The following is a 24,862-nucleotide window of genomic DNA, read 5'->3' on the forward strand; positions in this document are numbered from 1 at the left end:
GCGCTTCATTCCGCAAAAACGGTTTCCAAATGAATGTCCAGATCGTCGAAAATGCCGACCTTCAAAGTATCCTCCGCCGCATACGGCTCGATTTCGCCATACTTTCCGCCGGCGTTCAACTTATAAACGAGAACCGCCTTCTCACCCGGATACACGATCCAGTACTCGCGAACGCCGGCTTTCTCGTAAAGACGGAGCTTCGTCAGAACGTCATGGCGGAAGCTGGAAGGCGAAACGATTTCGACGACCAGATCGGGGCTGCCTTTGCAACCCTTGTCGTCAAGTTTGCCGCGGTCGCAGACGACGGTCAAATCAGGTTGTACGACCGTACGGATATCGTCGTCCTTCTCACTGCCTTTCGGCAGACGCACGTCGAAGGGCGCCATATACACATCGCATGTTTTACCTTTTAAATATTGATGAAAAGCAGCATGTAATTCACCCAAAATACGCTGATGCTGCCGGGAAGGCGCAGGCGACACCGCCACAGCTTCTCCTTCGATGATTTCCACTCTTTCCCCTTCCGGCCAGCTCAAGTAATCCGCATAGGTAAATTCGTGTTTCGGCATCGGCATGCTCATCGCATTCACCTCGTTTCAAAGCTTTTCCTCATTATAGCATATTCCAGCCGCGTCTCGAAGAAATGAGCTAAGTCCGAGCCGGAAGCTTTCTTCGTCCCGCTTGCGCCGAACCGATCCAGAGTAACATGTTCCGAATGCTCTAGGTACGCCTGAGAAGAGCTGCCGCAGTTAACCTGACGAACGTCGGGTTCGCCGCACACTATACAGTTAACCCGTTTTTTGATACAGTAGAAATCGACTTGTGCACAGGATAAACCCAAGCGTGGCCGACCGTTTTCACACGGAGACCCGCCTCAATAATCCACCGGAGTGAAGCGATATGACACACGAAAATAAGGTGACGCAGGAGCCGTTCGTTTTTCGTCCTGCGGAACGAATGAATCAGCTTCCGACGCAATTTTTCGCCACCCTGGTCAAAAAAGCGAATGCGGAAATCGCCGCGGGCCACGACGTTATCAACTTGGGACAAGGCAATCCCGACCGCCCGACTCCCGACCATATCGTTCGCAAGCTGCAAGAGGCGGCGCCGAATCCGCTGTATCACAAATACCCGCCGTTCAGCGGCTACGGCTTCCTGAAAGAAGCGGTCGCCCGCCGCTACGCCGAGGACTACGGCGTTTTGCTTGATCCGGAAACGGAAGTGGCCGTACTGTTCGGCGGCAAAACGGGACTCGTCGAAATCAGCCAATGCCTGCTAAATCCGGGCGACGTCTGTCTTGTTCCGGATCCGGGCTACCCCGATTATTGGTCCGGGGTCGTGCTTGCCGGCGGCGAAATGGTGTTCATGCCTCTGCGCGAAGGGAATCGGTTTCTGCCGGATTATTCGGAATTGAAGCCGGATGAGCTGAGCCGCGCCAAGCTGATGTTTCTCAACTACCCGAATAATCCTACAGGCGTAAACGCGCCGGCATCCTTCTATGAGGAAACCGTCCGGTTCGCGGAGCGCAACGGCATCGTCGTCGCAAGCGACTTTGCCTACGGAGCGATCGGCTTCGACGGCCAAAAGCCGCGCAGCTTCCTGCAAACGCCGGGAGCCAAAGAAGTCGGTGTGGAGTTTTATACGCTGTCCAAAACCTACAACATGGCCGGATGGCGCGTCGGCTTCGCGATCGGCAACCGGGAAATCGTCCGCCAAATCAATCTGATTCAGGATCATTATTATTGCAGTTTGTTCGGCGGCATTCAGGAAGCGGCTGCCGAAGCCTTGACGGGACCGCAGGATTGCGTGCGCGAGCTAGTGGCCGTATACGAATCCCGCCGCAACACCCTCTTCGAGGCGTTGAAACGGATCGGCTGGCATGCCAAGCCTTCGGAAGGCTCTTTCTTCACATGGCTTCCAGTTCCCGAAGGCCATACTTCGGCTTCGCTTGCCGATCTGCTGCTTAGCGAAGCGAAAATCGTCGTCGCTCCCGGGATCGGCTTCGGTTCATGCGGCGAAGGTTATGTGCGCATGGGGCTCCTTACTTCCGAGGAACGCCTCGTCGAAGCGGCAGAGCGTATCGGAAAACTAGGCTTGTTTACGAAAGCGTAATTTGTCCGATTATTCATCATATCCGATAGGCGGAGGCCGCGATTATCACGTTTTACCGGCCGATATTGGCTTTACAACCGGTGATCGGCATGCTATGCTATACGGAAATCATTTCTATCCCGATTATGCAAACGTATTGACGGGGCCAGTAGGAAGAAGAATCGCGTCAGAGAGTAAATTTCGAGGCTGAGAGAATTTACCGCGAATCCTATCCGAAACCCACCCCCGAACGGTCAACGACGAGTTGAACGGGTCCCTGCCGTTACTAGGGTATCAAGTCGGACGGTTCCTTCGGGAAACCCGTCAACTAAGGTGGTACCGCGGAAGCATAAGCTTTCGTCCTTGTTTTTACGAGGACGGAGGCTTTTTTTATTGGCAGCAAGCATGTCCTCCGCTAATTGTTTCTTAGCTGTCCGGCAATCCATTATTATTTTGCAGGGAAGTGACTCTAATGACGCAGCGAATCGTAGTAAAAATCGGCAGCAGCTCGCTGACCTCGGAAGCCGGAGGCTTAAACCGAGAACGCGTAGCGTTCTTCGCCGGCGAGCTGGCAAAGCTTCAAAAAGCCGGCAATCAGGTACTGCTGGTAACCTCGGGAGCGGTGGCAGCCGGATTTACGTCAATCGGCTACAAGCAGCGGCCGAAAAACTTGCACGAAAAGCAAGCCGCCGCCGCCGTCGGGCAAGCCTTGCTGATGCAGGCCTACCAGGAGGCTTTCGCCTCCTACGACGTCCATGTGGCGCAAATTTTGCTGACCCGGTCCGATTTTTCCAACCGGAAACGTATGCATAACGCACAAATGACGATCGACGAGCTTCTCGCGCATGGGATCGTGCCGATCGTCAACGAGAACGACACCGTTTCGATCGACGAGCTCAAATTCGGCGACAATGACAAGCTGTCGGCGCTTGTCGCCAACCTGGTTAAAGCAAAACGGCTGATCATTATTACCGATACGGACGGACTTTATACCGATAATCCGCGAACGAATCCCGAAGCGCAGCGTATTGAGCGGGTCGATATCATTAGCGAGGACATTTACAGGTTTGCAGGCGGAGCGGGCTCGGCCGTCGGAACCGGCGGCATGCGCTCGAAGGTGGAAGCCTCCCGTATCGCGATGCGCGGAGGCGTTCCGGTATTTGTGGGGCGCGTCTGCGAGCCCGGCGATTTGCAGCTGGCTTCCGCCAATACAGGCAAAGGCACTTATTTCGAAACGAGCGAGAACAGCCTGTCGATGAAAAAGCAATGGGTCGGCTTCCACTCGCTGTCGAGCGGCGCCATTACGGTGGACGACGGAGCACGCTCAGCACTGCTTTCCGGAGGCAAAAGCCTGCTTCCTGCCGGCATCACGCTCGTGGACGGTGAATTCCACCCCGGCGACGTTGTCGATGTCATTAGCACGGGCGGACAAACGATCGGGCGCGGCGTCGTCAATTATACCTCCTCGCAGCTTCGCGCCGCGGCCGGCCTGTCTACGGACGAAGTGCAAAAACGCTTCGACGTTCTGCGAATCGAGGTCATTCACCGCGACGAATGGGTCGCCAACTAAAGGAATGGAGGCGAGAGCACGATGAGAATGAAGCATGCATTAATCCCGACCTTGCGTGAAGTGCCCGGCGAAGCGAAAGTCGACAGCCACCGGCTGATGCTGAAGGCCGGTCTCGCCAGACAGCTTGCCGCAGGCGTATATACGCTGCTTCCGCTCGGCTTGAAGGCGCTGCGCAACGTTCAATCGATCATCCGCGAGGAAATGGACGCAATCGGCGCACAAGAGATGCTGATGCCCGCGCTGCATCCCGCCGAGCTGTGGCAGCAGTCCGGGCGCTGGGAGCAATACGGTCCGGAGCTGATGCGGCTTACCGATCGCAACGGCAGCTCCTTCGCCCTCGGCGCCACTCACGAGGAAGTCGTGACCTCGCTTATCGCGAACGAAATCAAATCGTACCGCAAGCTGCCGGTAACCGTCTATCAGCTGCAGACGAAGTTCCGCGACGAACGCCGTCCGCGATTCGGCGTGCTGCGCTCGCGGGAGTTCGTGATGAAGGACGCCTATTCCTTCGATACGACCTGGGAGGGACTCGACGAAACCTACGCCCGGATGTACGATGCTTATACCGCGATTTTCAACCGCTGCGGCTTGACGTTTCGCGCCGTCGAAGCCGATCCCGGCACGATAGGCGGCACGGATACGCATGAATTTATGGCGCTGTGCGCAATCGGCGAGGACACGATCGTTTCCTGCACTAGCTGCGGTTATGCGGCAAATATCGAGAAGGCCGAGGTTTCTCCTTCTAAATCAATTGCAGTAAGCACAAGCGGCGCCGTTCCTAAGCTGCTCGAAAAAATGCATACGCCGGATGTGCGGACGATCGAGCAGCTCACCCGATTTTTCGATTGCTCGGCGGACAGAATCGTCAAGGCGGTCGCTTACAGGGTCGACGATAGAGTAGTGCTCGCCTTGGTACGCGGCGATTATGCCATTAATGAATTAAAGCTGAAGCATGCGCTTAAAGGCTCCGATGCGGCAATGCTCGAAGAGGACGAAATCGCCGAAGCGTTCGGCTGCAAGCCGGGATTTATCGGTCCTTTCGGCGTCCCGGGCGTCACCGTAGTCGCAGACCGCAGTATACGCGGCATTCGGGACGGCGCTGCGGGAGCGAATGAGCAGGACTTCCACTGGACCGGCCTCGATGCGGAACGCGATCTTCCCGGCGTACCGTTCTTCGATCTTCGGAACATGACCGAATCGGATCCTTGTCCGAAATGCGGAGAGCCTGTGCGTTTCACGGAAGGGATCGAGGTCGGCCACGTGTTCAAGCTCGGCACCAAGTACAGCGACGCGCTGAATGCCGCATGTCTGACCGAGCAAGGGAGCCTGGCGCCGATCATTATGGGCTGTTACGGCATCGGCGTAACCAGAACGGTCGCCGCCATCATCGAGCAGCATCACGACGAGCACGGCATCATATGGCCGCTTGAAGCGGCCCCCTACTTCATTCATTTGATATGCGTATCCATGAATGACGAGGTTCAGCGCGAGACAGCCGAAGCCTTGTATGCTTCTTTAAGAGCCAAAGGCTGCGAAGTGCTCTACGACGACCGCGACGAACGCCCGGGCGTGAAATTCAAGGATGCCGACCTGCTGGGTATGCCGGTTCGCATAACCGTCGGCAAGAAAGCCGCCGAAGGCGCTGTCGAATGCAGCACGAGGGCCGAACGCGTCCATACGGACGTTCCTCTGCAAGAGCTTGACGCCTACTTGTCCGCCATTATGAAACGAAACGACAGCCATATACGAACCGATTCATTATAAGGAGGAAAATTTATGACCGCCATTACTGAAGTGAGACAAAAAGCGATGCTTGCCAAAGAAGCCGCGCCGCTGCTCGCCAAGCTGACGACCGAGCAAAAAAACGAAGCGCTCCGCCTCATGGCGGAAACGCTTGTCGAAAGGCAGGATGAAATCATCGCCGCCAATAAGGAAGATTTGCAGCGGGGCGAAGCGAACGGGATGACCCGCTCCCTGCTCGACCGGCTGACACTGACGCCGGAGCGCATCGCAGGCATCGCCGAAGGCCTTATGCAGATCGTCGAATTGCCCGACCCGATCGGCGACGAGCTCGAAAGATTCGACCGTCCGAACGGTCTCCGCGTCCATAAAGTACGGGTGCCGATCGGATTGATCGGGATCATTTATGAAGCGCGCCCGAACGTTACGGTCGATGCAGCCGGTCTTTGTCTCAAATCGGGCAATGCCGTGCTTCTGCGCGGGGGTTCCGATGCGCTATCGTCGAACCGTGCGGTAGTAAGCGTCCTGCACGACGCGCTTGCCCGCACGGATGTGCCTCGCGATGCGCTGCAGCTTGTGACGAGTCCCGACCGCGCGTCCGTCGACGACATGCTTAAGCTGAACGGTTTGATCGACGTCGTCATTCCGCGCGGCGGACGATCGCTCATTCAAAGAGTCGTAGCGAATGCAACCGTCCCTGTCATTGAAACGGGTGCCGGTGTATGCCATACTTATTTGGATGAGACCGCATTGCCCGACATGGCGTCGGACATCGCCTTCAACGCGAAAGTGCAGCGCCCGTCCGTCTGCAACTCCATGGAAACGCTGCTTGTAAACCGCGTATTTGCCGAGTCTCATCTGCGTACGATCGCCGAGCGGTTGCGCGGAGCCGGCGTCGAGCTGCGCGGCTGTACCGACAGCTGCCGTCTCATCGGCGACGCCATACCGGCAACGGAAGAAGATTGGGGAACCGAGTATAACGACTATATTTTGAACGTCAAAATCGTAGACCGTCTCGATGAAGCCCTCACCCATATCCGCACTTACGGCACTATGCATTCCGAGTGCATCGTCACCGAAAACGAAGGGAATGCGCAAAGATTTTTGCTGGAGGTCGACGCGGCTGCCGTCTATCATAACGCCTCCACCCGATTTACGGACGGATTCGAATTCGGCTTCGGCGCGGAGATCGGAATCAGTACGCAGAAACTGCATGCACGCGGGCCGATGGGACTTCCGGCGCTTACTTCCACTAAGTACGTCGTATACGGCAGCGGCCAAATCAGGGGGTAATGAAGCATGGCAAGCAACCGATTATCCGCCAAAAAAATAGCGTTTGTCGGAGCCGGCTCGATCACGGAAGCGATCGTTCGCGGCCTCGTCGAGCAGAAAATCGCCCGGCCGGACTTTTTATTCGCGCTTAACCGCAGCAGCCGGGAGAAGCTCGACGCGATGAAACGGCAGTACGGCATCCAAGCTTGTACGCTGGAAGAAGAACGGGAATGCTACGAAGCATATATTCGCGAAGCCGATGTCGTCGTGATGGCGATGAAGCCGAAGGATGTCGGCGGGGCCGTACACGCCCTCAAGCCCTTCTTGAACGCGAATCAGCTTCTCATTTCCGTAGTCGCCGGCTTATCCATCGACACGGTGGCCCGTATTCTGCTGAACGGCATGCCGATCGTCAGAACGATGCCGAATACGTCCAGCACGATCGGATTGGGCGCAACGGGCATGAGCTTCTCCCAAGAAGCTTCGGCGGAGCAGCAGGCGATCGCGCTGGAAATGTTCCAGGCGATCGGCGAAGTGAGCGTCGTGGCGGAGGACCAGCTCGATATGGTGACCGGATTGTCCGGCAGCGGCCCCGCTTATATATATTACATGATGGAAGCGATGATTAAAGCGGGCGTCCAAGGGGGCCTGACCTTCCAGGACGCACATTCCCTAACGGTGCAAACGGTGCTTGGCGCCGCTTCAATGGTAAAAGCGACGAAGGAAGACCCCGCCGAGCTTAGGCGCAAGGTTACATCGCCCAACGGAACGACACAAGCGGCGCTCGAGCTGATGAACGATAACGGCTTTGCCGAAATCGTTGAGCGTGCCGTACTTCGCGCTTCGGAACGCGCCCGCGAGCTTGGCGACATGATTTCTTCCGATGTCGCCAACAAAACGACATAAAGGGGATTGGCATGAGTTCCTATTGCATAGCGACTTATCGTTCTTATGATGAAAAAGCTGATTTTCACAAAAAAGCGCAAGGCATTGCCGTAGGCCTTACTGTAGGCAGCTGGACAGACCTTCCTGAAGCGAGAAAAGCGGAGATGGAAAAACATCTCGGCCAAGTCGTGAGCGTCGAGGTGCATGAATCGGGCGCTGACGGCCGATATGCCGATATCTCGATCGCTTACCCGGACGTTAACTTTTCCGCCGATATTCCCGCCCTGCTCGTCACTGTTTTCGGCAAACTGTCGATGGACGGCCGTATCCGGTTGATCGATCTGCATTTCTCGGATTCGTTCCTCGGGCATTTCCAAGGACCGAAATTCGGCATTGCCGGCGTTCGCGGCTTGCTTGGGGTTCATGACCGCCCCCTGCTCATGAGCATATTCAAATCCGTTATCGGACATGACGTTCATGGGCTGAAGGAGCAATTTTATCAGCAGGCGCTCGGCGGCGTGGACTTGATCAAGGACGATGAAATATTGTTCGAAAATCCGGATACGCCGATCGGCAAAAGAGTGACGGTATGCATGGAAGCCGCGCGGCAGGCAAACGAGCTCACGGGCCAAAAGCTGCTATACGCAGCGAACGTAACCGGCCCGACCTTAAACCTCAAAGATCAGGCGAAGCGGGCGATCGACGCGGGGGCCAACGCCCTTTTGTTCAATGTATTGGCGTACGGCTTCGATATGCTGCGCGAGCTGAGCGCCGACCCGGACATCAACGTTCCGATCATGGCGCATCCGGCGATGGCCGGCGCTCTTTACCCTTCGCCGCATTACGGAATCGCGGCTTCGGTCCTGCTCGGCAAGCTGATGAGACTGGCTGGCGCGGATCTCGTGCTGTTCCCTTCCCCATACGGCTCAGTCGTCATGCCGAAGGAAGAAAATATGGCCATCAAACACGCGCTGCTAGCCGCAACCGACAGTCCGGCCTACAAGGCGGTCTGGACCGGCTCCGGCGCCTCTTCGGCCGGCCATGCTGCACCTTCGCTGGCTGAAAGCTTTCCGGTGCCGTCGGCCGGTATCCATCCAGGTCTCGTGCCGCTTATTTTGAAGGACTTCGGAGGCGAGGTCGTCGTAAATGCAGGCGGAGGCATCCACGGCCATCCGCTCGGCACCGCTGCAGGCGGCCGCGCCTTCCGTCAAGCGATCGATGCGGTGAAAGCCGGCATCGGTCTCGCGGACTATGCGGCTGACCGCCCTGAGCTTAACGCGGCCATTCAGGCATGGGGGATTCGCGAATGAAGAAGCCTGTCATCTTTTGCGATTTTGACGGAACGATCACCGAAAACGACAATATCATCGCGATTATGAAGCAATTCAATCCTCCCGGCTGGAAGCAAATCGTCGACGATTGCTTCGCAGGCCAGCTTACATTGCAGGATGCGGTCGGCAGCATGTTCGCCCTGCTGCCGTCGGCCGACAAAGACGAGATCGTCAAGTTTGTCCTCGAGCATATCCGCATCCGGGCGGGCTTCCCGGATCTGCTGGCATACAGCAAAAAACACGGCATCGATTTTCTCGTCGCCAGCGGAGGCATCGATTTCTTCGTCTATCCGACGCTAGAGCCATTCGAAATCGAAACGTCGCGCATTTTTTGCAACGGAAGCGACTTCTCCGGAGAAACGATTCGCATCCTCTGGCCCCACGCTTGCGGCGATGCATGCGAGCATAAGGGCTGCGGCATGTGTAAGCCGACCATCATCGAATCGTACCCGAGCGATACTTACGAACGGATCATGATCGGCGACAGCGTGTCCGATTTTCCAGCCGCCAAAGTAGCGGATACGATCTTTGCCCGCTCCCATCTGGCGGAACGTTGCGAAGAGCTCGGTCTGCCCTTCTATCGGTACGAAACGTTTCACGAAGTCGTCACGCAGCTGGACGCTCATCTGACTCGTTCGGGTGCCGGCAGAAGCTAAGCATTAGCGTGAAGTCTACCGTCCCTCAGTGCTAACTGGAATGCAGCTTTGCGGGGCACAGTATAGGAGGATTTAATCAACATGGCGATTACATTGGAACAAAAACAGCAGGCATTCGCCGAGCTGCGGGATATTAAAACGATTTTGGCAACGCGCGGCTGGTTTCCCGCAACGAGCGGCAACTTGTCCATCCGCGTCGGCGACGGTGCCGGAGAGGAACTTACGTTCGCCATCACAGCCAGCGGCAAAGATAAAGCCGTCCAGACGCCGCAGGATTTTCTGCTGGTCGACCGCGATGGAAAACCTACGGAGGCAACAACCCTAAAGCCTTCTGCCGAGACGCTGATCCATTGCGAGATTTACAAAGCGACAGGCTGCGGCGCGATTTTCCACGTACACACTGTATTTAACAATATCGTCTCGGAATTGTTCGCGAACCAAGGCTTTATCCCGGTCAAAGGCGTAGAGCTGATTAAAGGCTTCAATATTTGGGAAGAGGATACGGAAATCCGTATTCCGGTATTGCCCAATTATGCCGAGATCCCGAGAATCGCCGAGCTCGTTCCGGGCGCTATCGTCCCCCGTATTCCGGGCATCGTGCTGCGCAATCACGGCATTTACGCATGGGGAGCGAATGCTTTCGAAGCCAAGCGCCATCTGGAGGCGTTCGAATTTTTATTCGAATATGTTTACCGCTGGCAGCTTTTATCAAACCGCTCCTAACCATTGCTGCTCGTCCTAAACGCTTTCGAAGAAAGCGACTTCGTAAGCATACGCTTAAGGACAGACGCGTTTACCGGTGAAATAGCAGACTTCAGTAATTGTGAAACATATACGCTGATATTTTAAATAAGACCCTTCTATGCAGGGTCTTATTTTTGTGCATCCCCTGGAAGCGGCATCCGTTTCGAAACTTCAGACGTTTATCCTCTTATCGCCGAGCCGTTTGCACTTTAACGAAATTTTAGCATCGTATCGCCCTCAATGAATCGAACGGATGTGCTATAATAGAGAAATATTTTGAAATCTATGATCTTCGCACGACTTCCAGGAGATGACCAAAATGGACAAGATCGAGTCTCATCCTTTCGGGATTCATAATTGGAACCGTAAAATATTAAACGTATATTGGACGATAACCGTCATATACATGGCCGCCAATGCCATTACGATCGCTTACATATTTGGGAGCGGATTGGAGACCGCCCCTCTTGCCGAGGTCATTTTACGCTCGTTCCTGCTGCCTCTCGGCGGAATGATCGTTTGCAATATTCTTGTGGAAACGTTTAACAAAAAGCGGCAACGGGGAGGCGGAAATGCGATTATTGCGCTAGGCACCGTGCTTTCGGGCATCGTAGTCGCCTTCCACTCCAATACGAACGGCATTCAGTTGGTATTTTTGCTGCCGATGCTCATATCGATTTTTTATTTTCAAAGACGCAAGGTGGCGCTGTCCTTTACGCTCAACACATTCGTATTTTTCGTGCTGCTCGCGTTTCACCCCGGTCTGATGGCCCGTCTTAACGGAAATGATATCGTGCTTACGTTAGCCGTGCTCATGGCCGGCCTGGTGATCGCCAACGGCATTTTGAGCCGCGGAATCGAAATGCAGCAGCATCTGAAAAAAACGGTCGAAGCCCAGCAGGATCTGCTCGTCAAAAACGTCATGATGGACAAGCTGTCCAAAACCGATGCATTAACGGAGCTTTACAATCACAAAACGTTCCACGAATATTTGGATAAGCTGATTGAGCATGCGGAGAAAAACGGCTTATCTTTGCAGCTCGCCATTATCGATATCGACAACTTCAAAAAAATAAACGATACGTACGGTCATTGGATCGGGGATATCATTTTGCGTCAGGTTGCATCCGCGATCCGCGGGCACATCGCGACCGACGATTTTGCGGCGAGGTATGGCGGCGAGGAATTTACGGTTATTTTCACGGATAAAACGTTGGATCAAGCCTATCACATCGTAGAATCCATCCGTCATGCGATCGAACGAACGAACCAGCGGGAGCTCGAAGGACAGCCGGTTACGATCAGCATCGGTTTGCAAGCGTACAACCGCGGCGCAGGCAAAGAATCGCTGTTCAAGGATACGGACGCATCGCTTTATAAAGCCAAGCGCTCCGGCAAGAACAGAACGGTCATCGGCCATCGCGCCGAAGCGATCGGATAATCGGCAGCGCCGTCATCTCGAAGGAAGCTGCACGTTTCCGAGACCGATGAACAATCCAGTAATGATAAGCTTTAAGACGTATCAAAAAAGGAGCCTCCAGCCCGGAAGCTCCTTTCTTATTGCTTATGCATAAGCAGTTATCTGCTGCGGAAACGCTGCGCATGCTCTTTCGCCTGCTCGGTCGTCGTGACGCGGTTGCGGCTCCATTCCAGCAAAATGCGGTCGACATAGCGGAAATGCACCTTGCCCGCAAAAACGGCTTCTTTCAACGCGAAGGTAATCAGCTCTTCACGATAGCCGTCCTTATCGATCCAATTCGCGATCGTTTCCAGCTCCATCGGGGTGAGCGGCCGCGCAAACTCCTTCTCGAATACGGAGAACAGGTCGTGGCTCTGCTCGAGTACGGCAAATTTGTTCTGCTCCCTTTCCCGTATCATATCCTCCGCCCCGCAAGCCGCAAGCTTCTTGTAAACGCCGCTTAGGTTATACCGCTCATATCGGATGCGCGATACCGGATCGGTATGCTCGTCGATATTGATCCAGCCTTCCTTCATCAGCTTCTGCAGCAGTCTGACAACGTGCTCCGGATCGGCGGCCATTCGGTTTTGAATCTCCTCGATGGTCGGGAAATCCTTCTTCTCCTTATCGACAAACGCGAGCAATTGGATGAGGAGCATGGCCTCCGTATCGCTTAGCTTCAGCCTTGCATAGTACTTCAGCAGTAAAAGCGGCACGGCGGCGGTTCCTTCCTTGAATGCAGCCAGCATGCCCGCTTCCAACAGCTTTCCCTCGTCTTTTTTGCTCATCTTATTCCTCCGTTGCTAGTATTCCCCCATAATGATGTGCGACTTTTGCTTCAGAGCGCCAAAACGCCGCTTTCTTCGCTTCCTCCGGATAAAGCCTTCCTCTGCAGGTACGGAAAGGACGTTATGGATACAACCTATACAGCAGCCGCGGAAACGGGATCGTTTCGCGCACGTGCTCAAGGCCGCATATCCACGCAACCGTTCGCTCCAGCCCAAGTCCGAAGCCGGAATGAGGAACCGTTCCGTATTTCCTCAGGTCGAGATACCATTGATACGCTTCCTGCGGCAGGTTATGCTCGTCGAATCTTTCGGCAAGCAGCTGGGGGTCGTCGATTCGCTGACTGCCGCCGATAATTTCTCCATACCCCTCCGGCGCTATCATGTCGGCGCAAAGCACGACTTCGGGCCGGTTTGGATCCGGCTTCATATAAAACGATTTGATTTCCGTCGGATAATTCGTAATGAACACCGGTTTATCGTACGATGCGGCAATCGCCGTTTCATGAGGGGCGCCGAAATCTTCTCCCCACGGAATGTCAAAGCCGTTCTCCTTCAAGAAAACGATCGCCTCGTCATAGGAAATGCGCGGAAACGGAGGGACGATCGACTCCAGCTTGCTGACGTCCCGCTCGAGCGTTTGCAGCTCGGCCCGGCAATTTTGCAATACGGATTGAACGACGAAGGAGACGAATTGCTCCTGAATGTTCATATTTTCTTGCTGATCGACGAATGCCATCTCCGGTTCGATCATCCAAAATTCGATTAAATGACGGCGGGTTTTCGATTTCTCGGCGCGAAACGTCGGCCCGAACGAATAGACACGTCCCATCGCCATAGCAGCGGCTTCCATATACAACTGGCCGCTTTGCGTCAAATAAGCGTCTTCGTCGAAATATTTGGTATGGAACAAGTTCGTCGTTCCTTCGCAAGAGGAGGGCGTCAAAATCGGCGGGTCGACCAAATAAAACCCCCGATCGTCAAAAAATTGCTGAACCGCCCTTATAACCTGAGCCCGAACCGCCAAGACGGCACGCTGACGCGGACTGCGGATCCACAAATGCCTGTGGTCCATCAAAAAATCGACGCCATGTTCTTTGGGCGTTATCGGATAATCCTCGGTAATTTGGATGATGTCAACCGATTGTACGGTCATTTCGAAACCGCTTTGGCTTCGCGAATCCGACCGGATCGTGCCGGTTACGTAAAGAGAGCTCTCATGCGTCAGCTTGGAGGCCGCTTCCCAGGTTTCAGGACTCACCTCGTTTTTGGCGACAACCGCCTGTATGTAACCGGAGCCGTCCCGAAGCTGCAAAAATTGAATTTTGCCGCTTGATCGCTTGTTATGCAGCCAGCAGCCGATTTTCACCGATTGATCGACAAACCGGTTTACTTCCCGAATCAGGCAAACGTTGCTCATAACCAAACCCTCCTCAAGTGATCCGTCGATTTTCCGTTCGCGACGGTCGGCGATTCGGAAACTCCCCAAACCGACAACGACCCTGCCATCCGCCTAATGACCGTAAAAGCCGGTTTTCAGCCGTCCGCGCGCTTCCCGTTATCGTGCGCTATCCCGCTAAATCGCATTCGGCCGCTTTCTCTATTCTACACCTTTCGGCCGACTTTTGCAGGCTTATTGGACGTATTCCGAGGAAAAATCGGCAGCTCATCTTTAAGAAAAACCGTCCGAAAATCACAGATGCTCCTTTGGTGCATTGCTATACGTTTGCGCGTGTGGGAGGTAGTGGGCTGGGGCTTTCAACAGGTTTGTTTCCATGTCCTTCGATTTATATGTCAAGGAAAAAGCTGCCCGTCGTCACTTTCATGACTCGGGACAGCTCTTAAGCGCGTTTAAGCGGTCTGTTTATTCAATTCGGCCAGCAGCGACCGAAATTGCTCGCCGGATAGCACTTCCTCACGAATCAAAATGTCGAGCGACTGCAGGAACACGGGCCGGAACCTTTGCAGCAATTCCCGAGTGCGCCCCGTCAGCTCGTCCATGATTTTGGCGTTCTCTTTCATCAGCTCTTCCTTCGTAACAAGGTTGCGGTCAACGATTCCAAGCGAGGTCAACCCGCAGTCGATCATATTCCCGACCATGTTCAGCGCCTGCTCGAAGTCGTTCCGCGAACCGGTGCTGCGGTTGCCGTAAAACATTTCTTCGGCTACAGCCCCGCCGAGCGATATCATAATATGCTGCTCCAAATACGGCTTCGTATACAAATATTGATCCTGCTGGGGATTATGCCGTACATAGCCGAGCGCCTGCCCGCGAGGACTGAGCGCAACCTGCGATACGGTTCCCGGCTTCACCGCTTCGGCTACGATCGCATGGCCCAGCTCGTGATAGGCAACCCGCTCCCGCTCCTCCTTCGTCGTTTCACGGTCTGCCTTCTCTCCCATCATTACCTTGTCGATCGCCAGCGACAGATGCTTCTGCTCGACGTTCTCGCTCGATTCGCGCATCGCGTAAATCGCAGCTTCGTTCATGACGCTCTCCAGCTGCGCGCCCGAAAAATGAAACGTTTCTTCCGCTATTTTATCAAGCGAAACTTCATCCGCGAGCGGTTTATTGGCCGAGTGAATGTTCAAAATATGCAAGCGGCCCTTCTTGTCCGGCAAATCCACCGTAATATGCCGATCGAAACGCCCGGGACGCAGCAGCGCGCTATCGAGCATTTCCTTGCGGTTGGTAGCGGCAATGATCAGCACCCGCGGCGCTTCGCCGGAATGCATGCCGTCCATTTCCGTAAGCAGCTGATTAAGCGTCTGATCGTACTCGCGGTGCTGACCGCCTTCGCGCTTGCCGCCGATGACGTCGATTTCGTCGATAAAAATAATGGCGCTCTCTTTATTTTCCTTTTGCGCGCGCATCCGGGCTTCTTTAAACATATCGCGGATACGGCTTGCGCCGACACCCACATACATCTCGACGAATTCGCTGCCCGCCGCGGATACGAAAACGGAATTCGTATAGTGCGCCGCCGCTTTTGCCATCAGCGTCTTTCCCGTCCCCGGGGGCCCCGTCAGCAAAATCCCTTTAAGCGGGCGAATCCCGAACTTCTTAATGTCTTCATGGCGAATCAGAAAGTCTAGCGCTTCCTTTAATTCATGCTTGGCGCGATCCTGACCGCCGATATCATCAAATGTCATATAGGACGGCGCTTTGGGCTTCATCTGCCGTTTGCGGTCCATGCCTCCCGATACGCCGTCACGCATGCGAATCATATAAAATAAAACGCCGCCGATCGCCAGCGCGAACATAATCGGAAGCACGTTCACGCCGACAAAAGCCAGAAACAGAAGAATGACGGGTACGCCGCCAATCGCAATTTCCTTGCCGTATTTACTCATTCGGCCACACCCCCATTTTTCCCGGGTCGCGAGGAAGGATTTCAAATTTGCTGTGGTCACCCTCCGTTAGGCGGATGTACACGTATTTATCATCGATTTGAGCATCGACTGCAATGCCTTGATCGGCAGCTCTATCGTTCAACAGCTTCGGTATGTGGGCGTACTGTTTCGTTTCCATGGCTTGCGCCACGCCGAAAAGCGCTTCGGACCACCATTTATCCAGCTTATCGGAGCTGTCGCTTTGAACGTTAAGCTTCACTTCCCGTTTGCCGATTTGCTTGTTGCCCTCAGTTGTCGCTTTATGCATCAAATCTATGAGACTCGCTTCTTTGTTTACCTTCAAATCGAAAGCGACTTGTCCGGCGGACAGATCGGCTTTTACGCTTTGAACGCCGGCTTCGTTAGCGAGCAGCTGGGTGAGCGGATTTTCCATAGCCATGCTGTTATAAACGAACCAGCCTCCGAACAAAATAATGCAAGAGGCCGCAAACGTAACGATTACCGGTATGAGACGCAGTTTCAATTTCACCGTTGACGTCCCCCTTTCGAATGTTTATCGCGAATCGATCCACAAACTGTATATCGAATGCTATACGTTGAGTATATCACATTATACATATTCGCTGATGATGTAATGCATGGTAAAGATGCCGATCCTTGAGCCGGCTAACGCATTTTCGGAATAATCAAGAAAAAACGTCCGGAAATCACGGACGGTCCTTTGGTGCATGGCTATACGTTTGCGCGTGTGGGAGGTAGTGGGATGGGGCTTTCAGCCGCTCTTGAAATCATGTTTCTTTGAACTTATTAGGCGGGAGTAACACGATTTCAAAGGCGGCCCATAGCGAAGCTCCTTTGTAGCCCTCCCCAACCCACTACCTCTGCTCCTCAATGCTGCTTTCCCGTTACGTCTTTTCCAAACCGACGCCGATCGATCACGGTCCGTTTGACCCTTCAGACTTATATCGGTTCTCATTGCGCTTATTTCGATAAAAATCTAACTTTTCAAAATCTAGAGGCTTTACGCGTGTATTTTGCCATTTTAGCACCAAATTCGGCTTCGCAAAAATAGGGGCAACTCTTACCGTTAAATTTATCCATCCGCCGTTTTTCACAATTTAGGGGCTCCTGCATCCATTAGCAGTACCTCTACAACATATAAATTCTTTATCTTCAAGGATAAACGGCTTCGCCGTCCTAAACGCTTTCGAAGAAAGCGACTTCGTAAGCATAAGCTAAGGACGAGCGCGTTTACCGGGAATTGGAACATACTGCGGAGGATATACTTTCTGACAATTCAAAAAAACCGGCCGGACATAAGTCCGAACCGGCTCAATAAACAACTTGCGTTATTTGAGACTCAATTTCCAGGTATCGATAAACGCTCCGTCCCGGAACCGGTAAAAATCATAGAAATAGTGCGTTTTCCCGTCTTCTTCTTTTTTGTAAAAGGCTTCCCAGACGAAGTCGCTATCCAGCTTGCCCGGCGAAATGCGAAGCATTTCGATCGTAGAATCCTTGCTTTCCAGCGCCTTCTGGATATCCTCCTTCGTAACGCCGTTCGCCGTATATTCGCTGTGAACCTCGGTCTCGCTCACCCATACGATAACCTCTTGTCCGACTTTGTCTTGTCCGTGCACGATCGTATAGGGACGATCGCCGACAAACTGCTCCGTGCGGGTTGCCTTCGCCAGAATCGTTTGCTCGTAAGCGATATTGACGGCTTCGTTCTCCCGCTCCCATTCGCCGGCTTGCACATTCTGATACCATGCCGCTCCTCCATAGAGAAGCAGCGCGGCGGCAACGACGGACCCGATCGTTATTTTCGTTCTTCTGCGCATGTAGCCTGGCCGCTCCTCTCCGCCGTTCTAAACGATTAACCGCTTGTAGCAAGCGTTGAATTCCGCTTTGATCCGCTCTTCGTCAAGCGTTTTGCATTCGCCGTTGCGCACGAGCTCACGCCCGTCGACCCACACATCCGTAACGTCTTTGGCGGATGCGGAATACACGACATGCGAGATCAAATTCGAATGCGGCAATAAATGCGGCTGATCGATATCGATGGCGATAAAATCGGCCTTCATTCCCGGCTGCAAACTGCCTACATCCTGGAGCCATATGGAGCGTGCGCCGTCGATCGTTCCCATCCGCAGCGCCTGCCATGCCGGAACGGCTGTCGGCTCGAACGAAACGCCTTTGTGCACCAGCGCGGCGAGCCGCATTTCTTCGAACATATCCAGATTGTTATTGCTGGCCGCACCGTCCGTACCTAACGAAACGAGCACGCCTGCATTAAGAAGCTCGGGCAACCTCGCCACGCCGCTTGCCAGCTTCAGGTTGCTGCCGATGTTATGCGAGATGCGCACATCGTATTTGCAGAGCACGTCAATTTCCTCGTCCGTCAGATGAACCGCATGCGCGACGAGACACGGACGCGTAAATACACCGAGCTTCTCCAAATGCGCGACAGGGCGCAAACCGTATTGAGCTTCGTTTTCCCTTACTTCATGTATCGTCTCGGACATATGCGTATGAATAGGCAAATTCAATTCATGCGCCGCCGCCACTATTTTCTCGATATAGTCGGGCGGACACGTATATGCGGCATGTGGCGCCATCATCGTCGTAATTCTGCCGTCAGCCTTGCCGTTCCAGTCTCGCGCAAACCGCTTGGCTTCTTCGAGCTTCGATTGCTGGACGTCCGGCGGGCAAAGGCCGATTACACCGCGGGTTAAACTTGCTCTCATGCCCGCTTGCTCGACCGCCAGCGCAACCTGATCCATATGATCGTACATGTCGACGAAGCACGTCGTTCCGCCTTTCAACATTTCGAGAATCGAAAGCAGCGTACCGGCGCGAACGTCGTCAGCCGTAAACTTCGCTTCATTCGGCCACATTTTCTCCTGAAGCCACACCTGCAGGGCAAGATCGTCTCCTACTCCGCGGAGCAGAGACATCGCAGCATGTCCGTGCGTATTGACCAAGCCGGGCATGTATAGCCGGCGGCGCCCGTCGATTACCTCGTCCCCCGGCGCAGGCGGTTCTGGAAGCTCCGCGCCGATAAAGGCGATTCGCCCGTGCTCGACGACCATATGGCCTTCCACTACGGGTTTGTTTTCATCATTCGTTATAAAAATGCCGTTTTGTATAATCAGCTTTGGCAAATCGATCTCCCCACTCTCCGAAAAATCTTCATCATTGTCCAATGTACCGTTTTGGAGAGCTAAAATCAAGGCTAAAACGGCTGACCGCCTTTCATCCGGCCGGAATGACCGGAAGCGTTAGCGGATCATTTCAAGAAAAGATGATGATGACATTGCATTTCTGTCCCCCATTATGCTAATTTTAAAGTTATGAGCTTTCCGTTTGTGAATAACGTCACTTTTGGGGGACTTAGCGCTTTTCCAGAGACAAGTTCGAGGAGGATACATACAATGGCACTTGGCAAAAAAGACATCGATTTTTTCGTATTGCTGATTGAAGGAGCGGAAAACGTTCTGGAAGCCGCACACATGTTCCGGCAAGCAATGCTCGGAAACGAACCGCCCGCTACTTATTTCAACCGCTTGAAGGACTTGGAGAACAAAGGCGATTCGATTACACACACGATCTACAAAGGACTTAACAAGGTATTCATTACGCCGATCGACCGCGAAGACATCTTGGAGCTGGCCGTTAAGATCGACGACGTTATAGACGGAATAGAAGCGACGATCGCCCGATTCGACTACCTTAACATCGTCCATACGGACAATTATATGAAAGAATTTTCGGCCGTTATCGTCAAATCATGTCAGCATATTCTCGACGCGCTCAAGCTGCTCTCCAAGAAAAAATATTTGCAAATTGCAGAACATTCGGTGCAAATCAACAGCCTCGAAAACGAAGGCGACCGCCTGATGCGCGAAGGCATCCGGCAAATCTTTCTCGAACAGAAGGATCCGTATCATGATTTCAAGCTGAAAGAACTATACGAGCGCTTGGAGCAAACGACAGACGCTTGCGAAGACGTCGCCAACATTCTCGAAAGCATCGTGCTTCGATATTCATAATAGCTATCCATAAGCCCTGCAGCCGGCAAGCAAACCGGATGCCGGGCTTTTTTTACGCCGCCGAATCGGCATGTTCGAGTAGAAGCCGCCCTCCCTACCCATAATAAGCTTTACCGAAACTTTACATAGCGAGGCTAACGAACATGATGCTTTGGCAGTTGACGGAACATGAAACCGCAGCCGTTATTATCGGCGTTTGCTTTGGCGTCGCCGCCAGAATTATGATGCTGCGCACGGATTACCGGCAATATCCGACCCATCCGCACGGAAAGATCATCCACTTGGCGTTAGGCGTCATCGCAGCGGGCCTTGGAGCCGTTGCGGTTCCGTCCCTGCTCAGCAAAAACTATACCGCGATCACGTTCCTCTCGCTCGCCGCCCAGCAGTTCCGCGACGTTCGCAATATGGAGAGGCAGACGCTGACCCAGGTCGATAAAATGGAGCTCGTCCCGCGCGGCACGACTTATATCGAGGGCATTGCGATGGTATTCGAAGGCCGTAACTACTTGGTCATTTTCAGCGCGTTCGTTTCGTCCTTGTTTGGGCTTTTATTCGAGTGGTATTGGGGCATCGCGGCGGGACTTTTGTCGCTTTTCGTGTCCAAATGGTTTCAATCCGGCAAAAACCTGGGGCAAATCGCCGAAATCCGGACGGCCGAAATCCGATTGTACGGTCCGGACTTGTACGTCGACTCCGTTTACATTATGAATATAGGTCTCGAGAGCGATCGGGAGGTCATTGCCAAACACGCAATGGGTATGCTCGTCGTACCGAAAAACGCCAACGTGAAAGTGACGATCGCGAACCTCGGCCAGCGGCAAGCGATTTTGCATAACATGTCCACGATACTAGGCGTATACCGCGATTCCGGAGAACCGGCTCTCTTGCCAATGGCGAAGCTCGATTTATCCAGCGGTACGTTGGCCGTGTTCCTGCTTCCGCGCGTTAATGACGAAGCGCTCGCCATAAACGTATTAAGCCGCGTGCCGGTGCTCGAGAATGCCGTAAGGCTGCCCTCCGAGTTCGCAGGCGAGAACAGCAAGGAGGCATAATCCTATGGCCAAAATCGCAGCCATCGTCGTATTCGAAGCCGAGCGGGTTGACGGAGGAGCGCCCATTTTTATTGCAAAAAATCCCGAGGAGCAGCAGCGCATGGCATTTACATTGGAAAAAATATTGGACGCAAACGCCCATGACTTGAACAACGGGATCATCGTGCTCGTGGACCATTCGTCATCTTAAACTGACAGCGCCATGAACGACACGATTACCGTACATGCAAGGATAGAAATCGCTTATATTTCAAAAAAAGAACACCTGCAAACCCCGTCACCGGATTTGCAAGTGTTCTTCACGCCAATAGCTTCCTCAATCCAAATAATAGGCCAAGCTCTGCAGCTCGGTCGTAAAATCCGCATGATGCACACGCACTTCATTCGGCACCTTGATAATGACGGGGGCAAAATTCAAGATCGCCTCCACGCCCGCTTTGACGAACTCGTCGGCAACGTTTTGCGCCTCCCCGGCTGGTACCGTAATGATGCCGATGCGCACCTTCAACCGGTGTATCGTCTCGATCAGCTCGCTCATCGGCTGAACGGCCAAATTATTGATGCGTGCGCCTATCTTATCCGGCACCGCGTCGAATACCGCGACGATTTTCATATTGTCCCGAAGATAGGCGTTATAATTGCTTAACGCGCGTCCGAGATTGCCCGCTCCTACGAGCGCAACATTGATATGCTGGTCAAGCTTTAAAATTTGCCGTATTTTCTCGATTAAATAGACGACGTCATAACCGATCCCCTTCTTGCCGAACTCCCCGAAATAAGCGAGATCCTTGCGAATTTGAGCGGGGTTCAGCTCGAGCTTCTGCCCCAAATCCTGCGAGGAAACGGTTTGCACGTTTCGCATATTCAGCTCGTTAAGAAAGCGTAAGTAAATGGGCAGCCGCCTTACAACCGCTTCCGATATTTTGAGCGATTTCATCGGTGCTCCTCCTCCATCCAATCCTTGATTCTCGGAACGAGCCGGTTCGTGTTCATATGCTCGATTTTCGGCCCGGGCAGCGAATACAGAAAGTATTTGCCGTAATGGGTCTCAAGCACGCGCGTATCGTAAATAATGACGATTCCGCGGTCATTGGCGGTTCTGACGAGCCGCCCGAACCCTTGCTTGAACCGGATGACCGCCTGCGGGACGGAAAGCTTCATGAACGGATTCTGATTCGCTTTCTTGATGTTCTCGCATTTGGCCTCGACAACCGGATGCGTCGGCGGCTGAAAGGGCAGCCGTACGATCGCCAGACAGCTCAACGCGTCACCAGGTATATCGACGCCTTCCCAGAAGCTGCTTGTGCCGAGCAGAACGGCTGAGGGGCTTTCCTGGAACATCCGCGTCAGCTTGCTGCGGTTGCTGCTGTCAATCCCTTGTCCGAGGACTTGAATGTTATCCGGTGTCAGACGTTCTTTAAGAAGTCCGTGGACGACTTTAAGCATCTTGTAGGAGGTAAACAGAACGAGCATTCTTCCGTTCGTTTGCAAAGCGACATCGCCAAGCGATTCGACAAGCTTCTCCAAAAACACCGCGTCTCCAGTCTGCCCTTTAATCGTCGGAAAGTCGCGCGGGATGACGACAAGCGCCTGCTTCCGGTAATTAAACGGCGAAGGGAGCATGACCGTTTTGAGCCGATCCTCGCGATCCGTGCGCAAGCCGAGCTGTTCTGCCGTATAATCGAACTTTTTATCCACGGACAATGTTGCCGACGTCAATATTATACTATCCTTCACATTGAAAAAATACTGCTGCAGCATATCGCTCACATCGGTCGGCACGCATACGAGCTGAAGCGACTTGGCTTTGTACGTAGCGCTCGCTTCCAGCCAGTATACATAATTGGCGTCCGTCCTTTTCATAAAGAAGCGCATCGCGTCCCGCTGCTTATAAAGCGTCTTGACCGTTCCGTTCAAATCGGTAACGAGCCCCTGCACGTCCAGCTCATCCTGCAGCTCCTTGAGCGTTGCCAGCATCTTCTCGATTTTTTTCAAGCTGTCCGACAAACCCGTATAGATGTTATCTTCGATTTCCTGAAGCTGCTCCCATTGAGCGGGAAGCGTTTCGTCCTTAATCCGCCAAACGAGCTGGCCGGCTTCAGCCGAGCTCGAATCATGCTGCTTGATAAGCAGTTCATACAGCTGCAGCGTAAGCTGATCCCAGTGCTCCTTTACCTGAACGAGCGCCGAGTACGTATCGTCGATCAGTTTCGACCATTCGGCCGCTTTTTCCGCAAGCTCCCCGTCCGCCCGAGATAAACGAACCTTAAGCAATGGAAGCTGCCCCGTTTTGCTGTCTTTATAGAGCCACGTAAGAGCACCTACGAAGCCCATATATTGAGCCTCGATGCCGAGATGCTTGCTGGCCACATCTTCAAAATGATGTGCCTCATCGATAACCAAATGCTTATAGGAAGGCAGCAGCCGGTTTTCCGCTACGATATCGGTAAACAGCATCGAGTGATTCGTGATGACGACATCCGCTATATTCGCTTCATTACGTGCGCGGTGGTAAAAGCATTTTTTGAACCACGGGCAGGCCCTGTTCAAGCAAGAGTCGGCATCGCTGGAAACCGTTCCCCACAGATCGTTTCCGCGTCCGGTAAAATGCAGCTCTTCATCGTCCCCATGTTTCGTATCGCTTAGCCAAACGATCATTTGCGCGGCGGTCATCCGCTCTTCCTTGCCGTATTCGAAATCATGCGTCACGATTTTCTGCTCGAATTTGCGCAAGCATAAATAATGGCTCCGCCCTTTAAGCACGGCTGCCCGGAAAGGCACCGGAAAAATATCGTGAAGCAGCGGAACGTCCCGCTGGCGAAGCTGCTCTTGGAGGTTGATCGTATGCGTGCTTACGAGTACTTTTTTGTCCTCCTTGATGCCGTAAAAAAGCGAAGGAAGCAAATAACCGAGCGACTTGCCCGTACCTGTACCCGCTTCGATCATGAGATGACGTTCCTTATCGAACGATTCGTTTACTTCCTTGATCATCAAATCCTGCGATTCCCGGTCCTCGTATACCTCGAATTTGGCGCGAAGCGACTCCTTGAAGTTATTGTAAAAATCCGCAAAATCCATTTTGGATAGCGCCGAGGCTTCCGTATCGTTCCGAACGGGCTCTTCATCGCCCCAGTCGTCCACATTCAAGGCGAATTGCCGGTGATATCTATACGAATCGCGCTCGAGCGTCGGCGACTGCTCCTTGCGAATGAGCAGCTCGTTCATAAACCATCCGAGATCGCTCGGATCGTCGTCAAATATTTGTGCGATGCGTTGTACGGCCACGAGTGGAAGCTCGTCGAACCGCTGCAGGCATTTCAGCCAAACCTCGGCCGTGGCCAGCGCATCGGAGTCGGCCTGATGCGGCCGGTCGTGCATAATGTCCAGCGACTGGCAAACCATGGACAGCTTTAAGCTAGGCAGCGCCGGGAAGCAGATGCGAAGCAGCTCGGTCGTATCGAGCACCCTTCCGTCAAACGACGAATAACCGCTCAAGTCGAGCGCACGCTGCAAAAAGCCGAGATCGAATCCCACGTTATGCGCAACCAGTATGCTATTTTGCAGCCTGCGCTGCATCTCTCCAATTACATCCTCGATCGGCGGCGCGTCGGCCACCATGTCGTCGTTTATGCCCGTTAACGAACAAATATAAGAAGGTATACGTATCCCGGGTTTCACGAGAGACGTATACCTGTCGGTGATTTGCCTATTTTCGATAATGACAAGGCCAACCTGGATAATCTCGTCTCCAGGCTGCGTTCCGGTCGTTTCGAAATCGAGTACGGCGAATTTCACTGCGTATTCCAGTCCCTTCTTCTATATAAAAGCAGCCGCTTGGATGCCAAGTCTATTCCTTAGCATACCAGACAAC

General features: G+C 53.5%; 21 protein-coding genes. 12 read left to right on the top strand and 9 right to left on the bottom strand.

What is annotated here, in order from left to right; genetic code table 11:
* Positions 1-5 precede the first annotated feature (5 nt).
* A complete protein-coding gene (locus DQG23_RS24475; protein WP_202865955.1) occupies positions 6-581 on the bottom strand; it encodes a Uma2 family endonuclease in 576 nt (191 codons plus the stop codon).
* Positions 582-900: 319 nt separating this feature from the next.
* Between DQG23_RS24475 and DQG23_RS24480 the strand changes: the two genes are divergently transcribed.
* The 9 genes from DQG23_RS24480 to DQG23_RS24520 all read left to right on the top strand — a co-directional run bounded on the left by DQG23_RS24480 (position 901) and on the right by DQG23_RS24520 (position 11,730).
* Entirely contained in the window at positions 901-2,112 is a 1,212-nt protein-coding gene (locus tag DQG23_RS24480) for a pyridoxal phosphate-dependent aminotransferase (RefSeq protein ID WP_113033593.1), read from the top strand.
* A gap of 451 nt (positions 2,113-2,563) precedes the next feature.
* A complete protein-coding gene (proB, locus tag DQG23_RS24485) occupies positions 2,564-3,661 on the top strand; it encodes a glutamate 5-kinase (protein ID WP_113033595.1) in 1,098 nt (365 codons plus the stop codon).
* Positions 3,662-3,682: 21 nt separating this feature from the next.
* Positions 3,683-5,425 (top strand): proline--tRNA ligase, encoded by a 1,743-nt coding sequence (locus tag DQG23_RS24490; RefSeq protein ID WP_113033597.1) that lies wholly within the window; start codon positions 3,683-3,685, stop codon positions 5,423-5,425.
* 12 nt (positions 5,426-5,437) lie between these two features.
* Positions 5,438-6,694 (top strand): glutamate-5-semialdehyde dehydrogenase, encoded by a 1,257-nt coding sequence (locus DQG23_RS24495; RefSeq protein WP_192894629.1) that lies wholly within the window; start codon positions 5,438-5,440, stop codon positions 6,692-6,694.
* Between the two features lie 6 nt (positions 6,695-6,700).
* Complete coding sequence (gene proC, locus DQG23_RS24500; RefSeq protein WP_113033599.1) at positions 6,701-7,579, top strand: pyrroline-5-carboxylate reductase; 879 nt, start codon at positions 6,701-6,703, stop codon at positions 7,577-7,579.
* A gap of 11 nt (positions 7,580-7,590) precedes the next feature.
* Positions 7,591-8,868, top strand: coding sequence for a 2,3-diketo-5-methylthiopentyl-1-phosphate enolase (locus DQG23_RS24505; protein ID WP_113033601.1), 1,278 nt, complete (start codon positions 7,591-7,593; stop codon positions 8,866-8,868).
* The gene (locus DQG23_RS24510) at positions 8,865-9,545 is read left to right on the top strand and encodes a 2-hydroxy-3-keto-5-methylthiopentenyl-1-phosphate phosphatase (RefSeq protein WP_113033603.1); all 681 of its coding nucleotides are present in this window, start codon (positions 8,865-8,867) and stop codon (positions 9,543-9,545) included. The genes DQG23_RS24505 and DQG23_RS24510 overlap by 4 nt, the downstream gene beginning before the upstream one ends.
* Before the next feature lie 81 nt (positions 9,546-9,626).
* On the top strand, positions 9,627-10,268 hold the full coding sequence (mtnB, locus tag DQG23_RS24515) for a methylthioribulose 1-phosphate dehydratase (protein WP_113033605.1): 642 nt from the start codon (positions 9,627-9,629) through the stop codon (positions 10,266-10,268).
* Between the two features lie 340 nt (positions 10,269-10,608).
* On the top strand, positions 10,609-11,730 hold the full coding sequence (locus DQG23_RS24520; protein ID WP_158560673.1) for a GGDEF domain-containing protein: 1,122 nt from the start codon (positions 10,609-10,611) through the stop codon (positions 11,728-11,730).
* 137 nt (positions 11,731-11,867) lie between these two features.
* Here the strand turns inward: DQG23_RS24520 and DQG23_RS24525 are convergent, their stop codons facing one another.
* The 6 genes from DQG23_RS24525 to DQG23_RS24550 all read right to left on the bottom strand — a co-directional run bounded on the left by DQG23_RS24525 (position 11,868) and on the right by DQG23_RS24550 (position 19,051).
* Entirely contained in the window at positions 11,868-12,536 is a 669-nt protein-coding gene (locus tag DQG23_RS24525; RefSeq protein WP_113033608.1) for a DnaD domain protein, read from the bottom strand.
* Positions 12,537-12,657: 121 nt separating this feature from the next.
* A complete protein-coding gene (asnS, locus tag DQG23_RS24530; protein WP_113033609.1) occupies positions 12,658-13,953 on the bottom strand; it encodes an asparagine--tRNA ligase in 1,296 nt (431 codons plus the stop codon).
* A gap of 431 nt (positions 13,954-14,384) precedes the next feature.
* Positions 14,385-15,887 (bottom strand): AAA family ATPase, encoded by a 1,503-nt coding sequence (locus DQG23_RS24535; protein ID WP_113033610.1) that lies wholly within the window; start codon positions 15,885-15,887, stop codon positions 14,385-14,387.
* Positions 15,880-16,416 carry a hypothetical protein gene (locus tag DQG23_RS24540; RefSeq protein ID WP_113033611.1) on the bottom strand — a complete coding sequence of 179 codons (537 nt, stop codon included), beginning with the start codon at positions 16,414-16,416 and terminating at the stop codon, positions 15,880-15,882. The genes DQG23_RS24535 and DQG23_RS24540 overlap by 8 nt, the downstream gene beginning before the upstream one ends.
* An 820-nt stretch (positions 16,417-17,236) precedes the next feature.
* A complete protein-coding gene (locus tag DQG23_RS24545) occupies positions 17,237-17,728 on the bottom strand; it encodes a cell wall elongation regulator TseB-like domain-containing protein (RefSeq protein ID WP_113033613.1) in 492 nt (163 codons plus the stop codon).
* Between the two features lie 27 nt (positions 17,729-17,755).
* On the bottom strand, positions 17,756-19,051 hold the full coding sequence (locus DQG23_RS24550; RefSeq protein WP_113033862.1) for an amidohydrolase: 1,296 nt from the start codon (positions 19,049-19,051) through the stop codon (positions 17,756-17,758).
* Positions 19,052-19,321: 270 nt separating this feature from the next.
* Between DQG23_RS24550 and DQG23_RS24555 the strand changes: the two genes are divergently transcribed.
* From DQG23_RS24555 to DQG23_RS24565, 3 genes are all read left to right on the top strand, one after another.
* Positions 19,322-19,939: a DUF47 domain-containing protein gene (locus DQG23_RS24555; protein WP_113033615.1), complete on the top strand. Its 618-nt coding sequence runs from the start codon at positions 19,322-19,324 to the stop codon at positions 19,937-19,939.
* A 143-nt stretch (positions 19,940-20,082) separates the two neighbouring features.
* A complete protein-coding gene (locus tag DQG23_RS24560; RefSeq protein ID WP_113033617.1) occupies positions 20,083-20,991 on the top strand; it encodes a YIEGIA family protein in 909 nt (302 codons plus the stop codon).
* A gap of 4 nt (positions 20,992-20,995) precedes the next feature.
* Positions 20,996-21,181 (top strand): capping complex subunit for YIEGIA, encoded by a 186-nt coding sequence (locus DQG23_RS24565; RefSeq protein WP_113033619.1) that lies wholly within the window; start codon positions 20,996-20,998, stop codon positions 21,179-21,181.
* A 126-nt stretch (positions 21,182-21,307) separates the two neighbouring features.
* Here the strand turns inward: DQG23_RS24565 and DQG23_RS24570 are convergent, their stop codons facing one another.
* Entirely contained in the window at positions 21,308-21,928 is a 621-nt protein-coding gene (locus DQG23_RS24570) for a redox-sensing transcriptional repressor Rex (protein WP_113033621.1), read from the bottom strand.
* Positions 21,925-24,786 (bottom strand): ATP-dependent DNA helicase DinG, encoded by a 2,862-nt coding sequence (dinG, locus tag DQG23_RS24575; RefSeq protein ID WP_113033622.1) that lies wholly within the window; start codon positions 24,784-24,786, stop codon positions 21,925-21,927. Before dinG ends, DQG23_RS24570 begins: the two co-directional genes overlap by 4 nt.
* Positions 24,787-24,862: the final 76 nt, after the last annotated feature.

This window comes from Paenibacillus contaminans (assembly GCF_003285015.1).
Taxonomy (GTDB): Bacteria; Bacillota; Bacilli; order Paenibacillales; family NBRC-103111; genus Paenibacillus_V; species Paenibacillus_V contaminans.

Coding starts and splice junctions, on each gene's coding strand:
- DQG23_RS24525 (WP_113033608.1), bottom strand. CDS start 12,536: ATGAGCAAAAAAGACGAGGGAAAGCTGTTGGAAGCGGGCATGCTGGCT.
- DQG23_RS24565 (WP_113033619.1), top strand. CDS start 20,996: ATGGCCAAAATCGCAGCCATCGTCGTATTCGAAGCCGAGCGGGTTGAC.
- asnS (WP_113033609.1), bottom strand. CDS start 13,953: ATGAGCAACGTTTGCCTGATTCGGGAAGTAAACCGGTTTGTCGATCAA.
- DQG23_RS24475 (WP_202865955.1), bottom strand. CDS start 581: ATGAGCATGCCGATGCCGAAACACGAATTTACCTATGCGGATTACTTG.
- DQG23_RS24510 (WP_113033603.1), top strand. CDS start 8,865: ATGAAGAAGCCTGTCATCTTTTGCGATTTTGACGGAACGATCACCGAA.
- DQG23_RS24495 (WP_192894629.1), top strand. CDS start 5,438: ATGACCGCCATTACTGAAGTGAGACAAAAAGCGATGCTTGCCAAAGAA.
- DQG23_RS24555 (WP_113033615.1), top strand. CDS start 19,322: ATGGCACTTGGCAAAAAAGACATCGATTTTTTCGTATTGCTGATTGAA.
- DQG23_RS24490 (WP_113033597.1), top strand. CDS start 3,683: ATGAGAATGAAGCATGCATTAATCCCGACCTTGCGTGAAGTGCCCGGC.
- mtnB (WP_113033605.1), top strand. CDS start 9,627: ATGGCGATTACATTGGAACAAAAACAGCAGGCATTCGCCGAGCTGCGG.
- proB (WP_113033595.1), top strand. CDS start 2,564: ATGACGCAGCGAATCGTAGTAAAAATCGGCAGCAGCTCGCTGACCTCG.
- DQG23_RS24570 (WP_113033621.1), bottom strand. CDS start 21,928: ATGAAATCGCTCAAAATATCGGAAGCGGTTGTAAGGCGGCTGCCCATT.
- DQG23_RS24505 (WP_113033601.1), top strand. CDS start 7,591: ATGAGTTCCTATTGCATAGCGACTTATCGTTCTTATGATGAAAAAGCT.
- DQG23_RS24560 (WP_113033617.1), top strand. CDS start 20,083: ATGATGCTTTGGCAGTTGACGGAACATGAAACCGCAGCCGTTATTATC.
- DQG23_RS24480 (WP_113033593.1), top strand. CDS start 901: ATGACACACGAAAATAAGGTGACGCAGGAGCCGTTCGTTTTTCGTCCT.
- proC (WP_113033599.1), top strand. CDS start 6,701: ATGGCAAGCAACCGATTATCCGCCAAAAAAATAGCGTTTGTCGGAGCC.
- DQG23_RS24545 (WP_113033613.1), bottom strand. CDS start 17,728: ATGCGCAGAAGAACGAAAATAACGATCGGGTCCGTCGTTGCCGCCGCG.
- DQG23_RS24535 (WP_113033610.1), bottom strand. CDS start 15,887: ATGAGTAAATACGGCAAGGAAATTGCGATTGGCGGCGTACCCGTCATT.
- DQG23_RS24520 (WP_158560673.1), top strand. CDS start 10,609: ATGGACAAGATCGAGTCTCATCCTTTCGGGATTCATAATTGGAACCGT.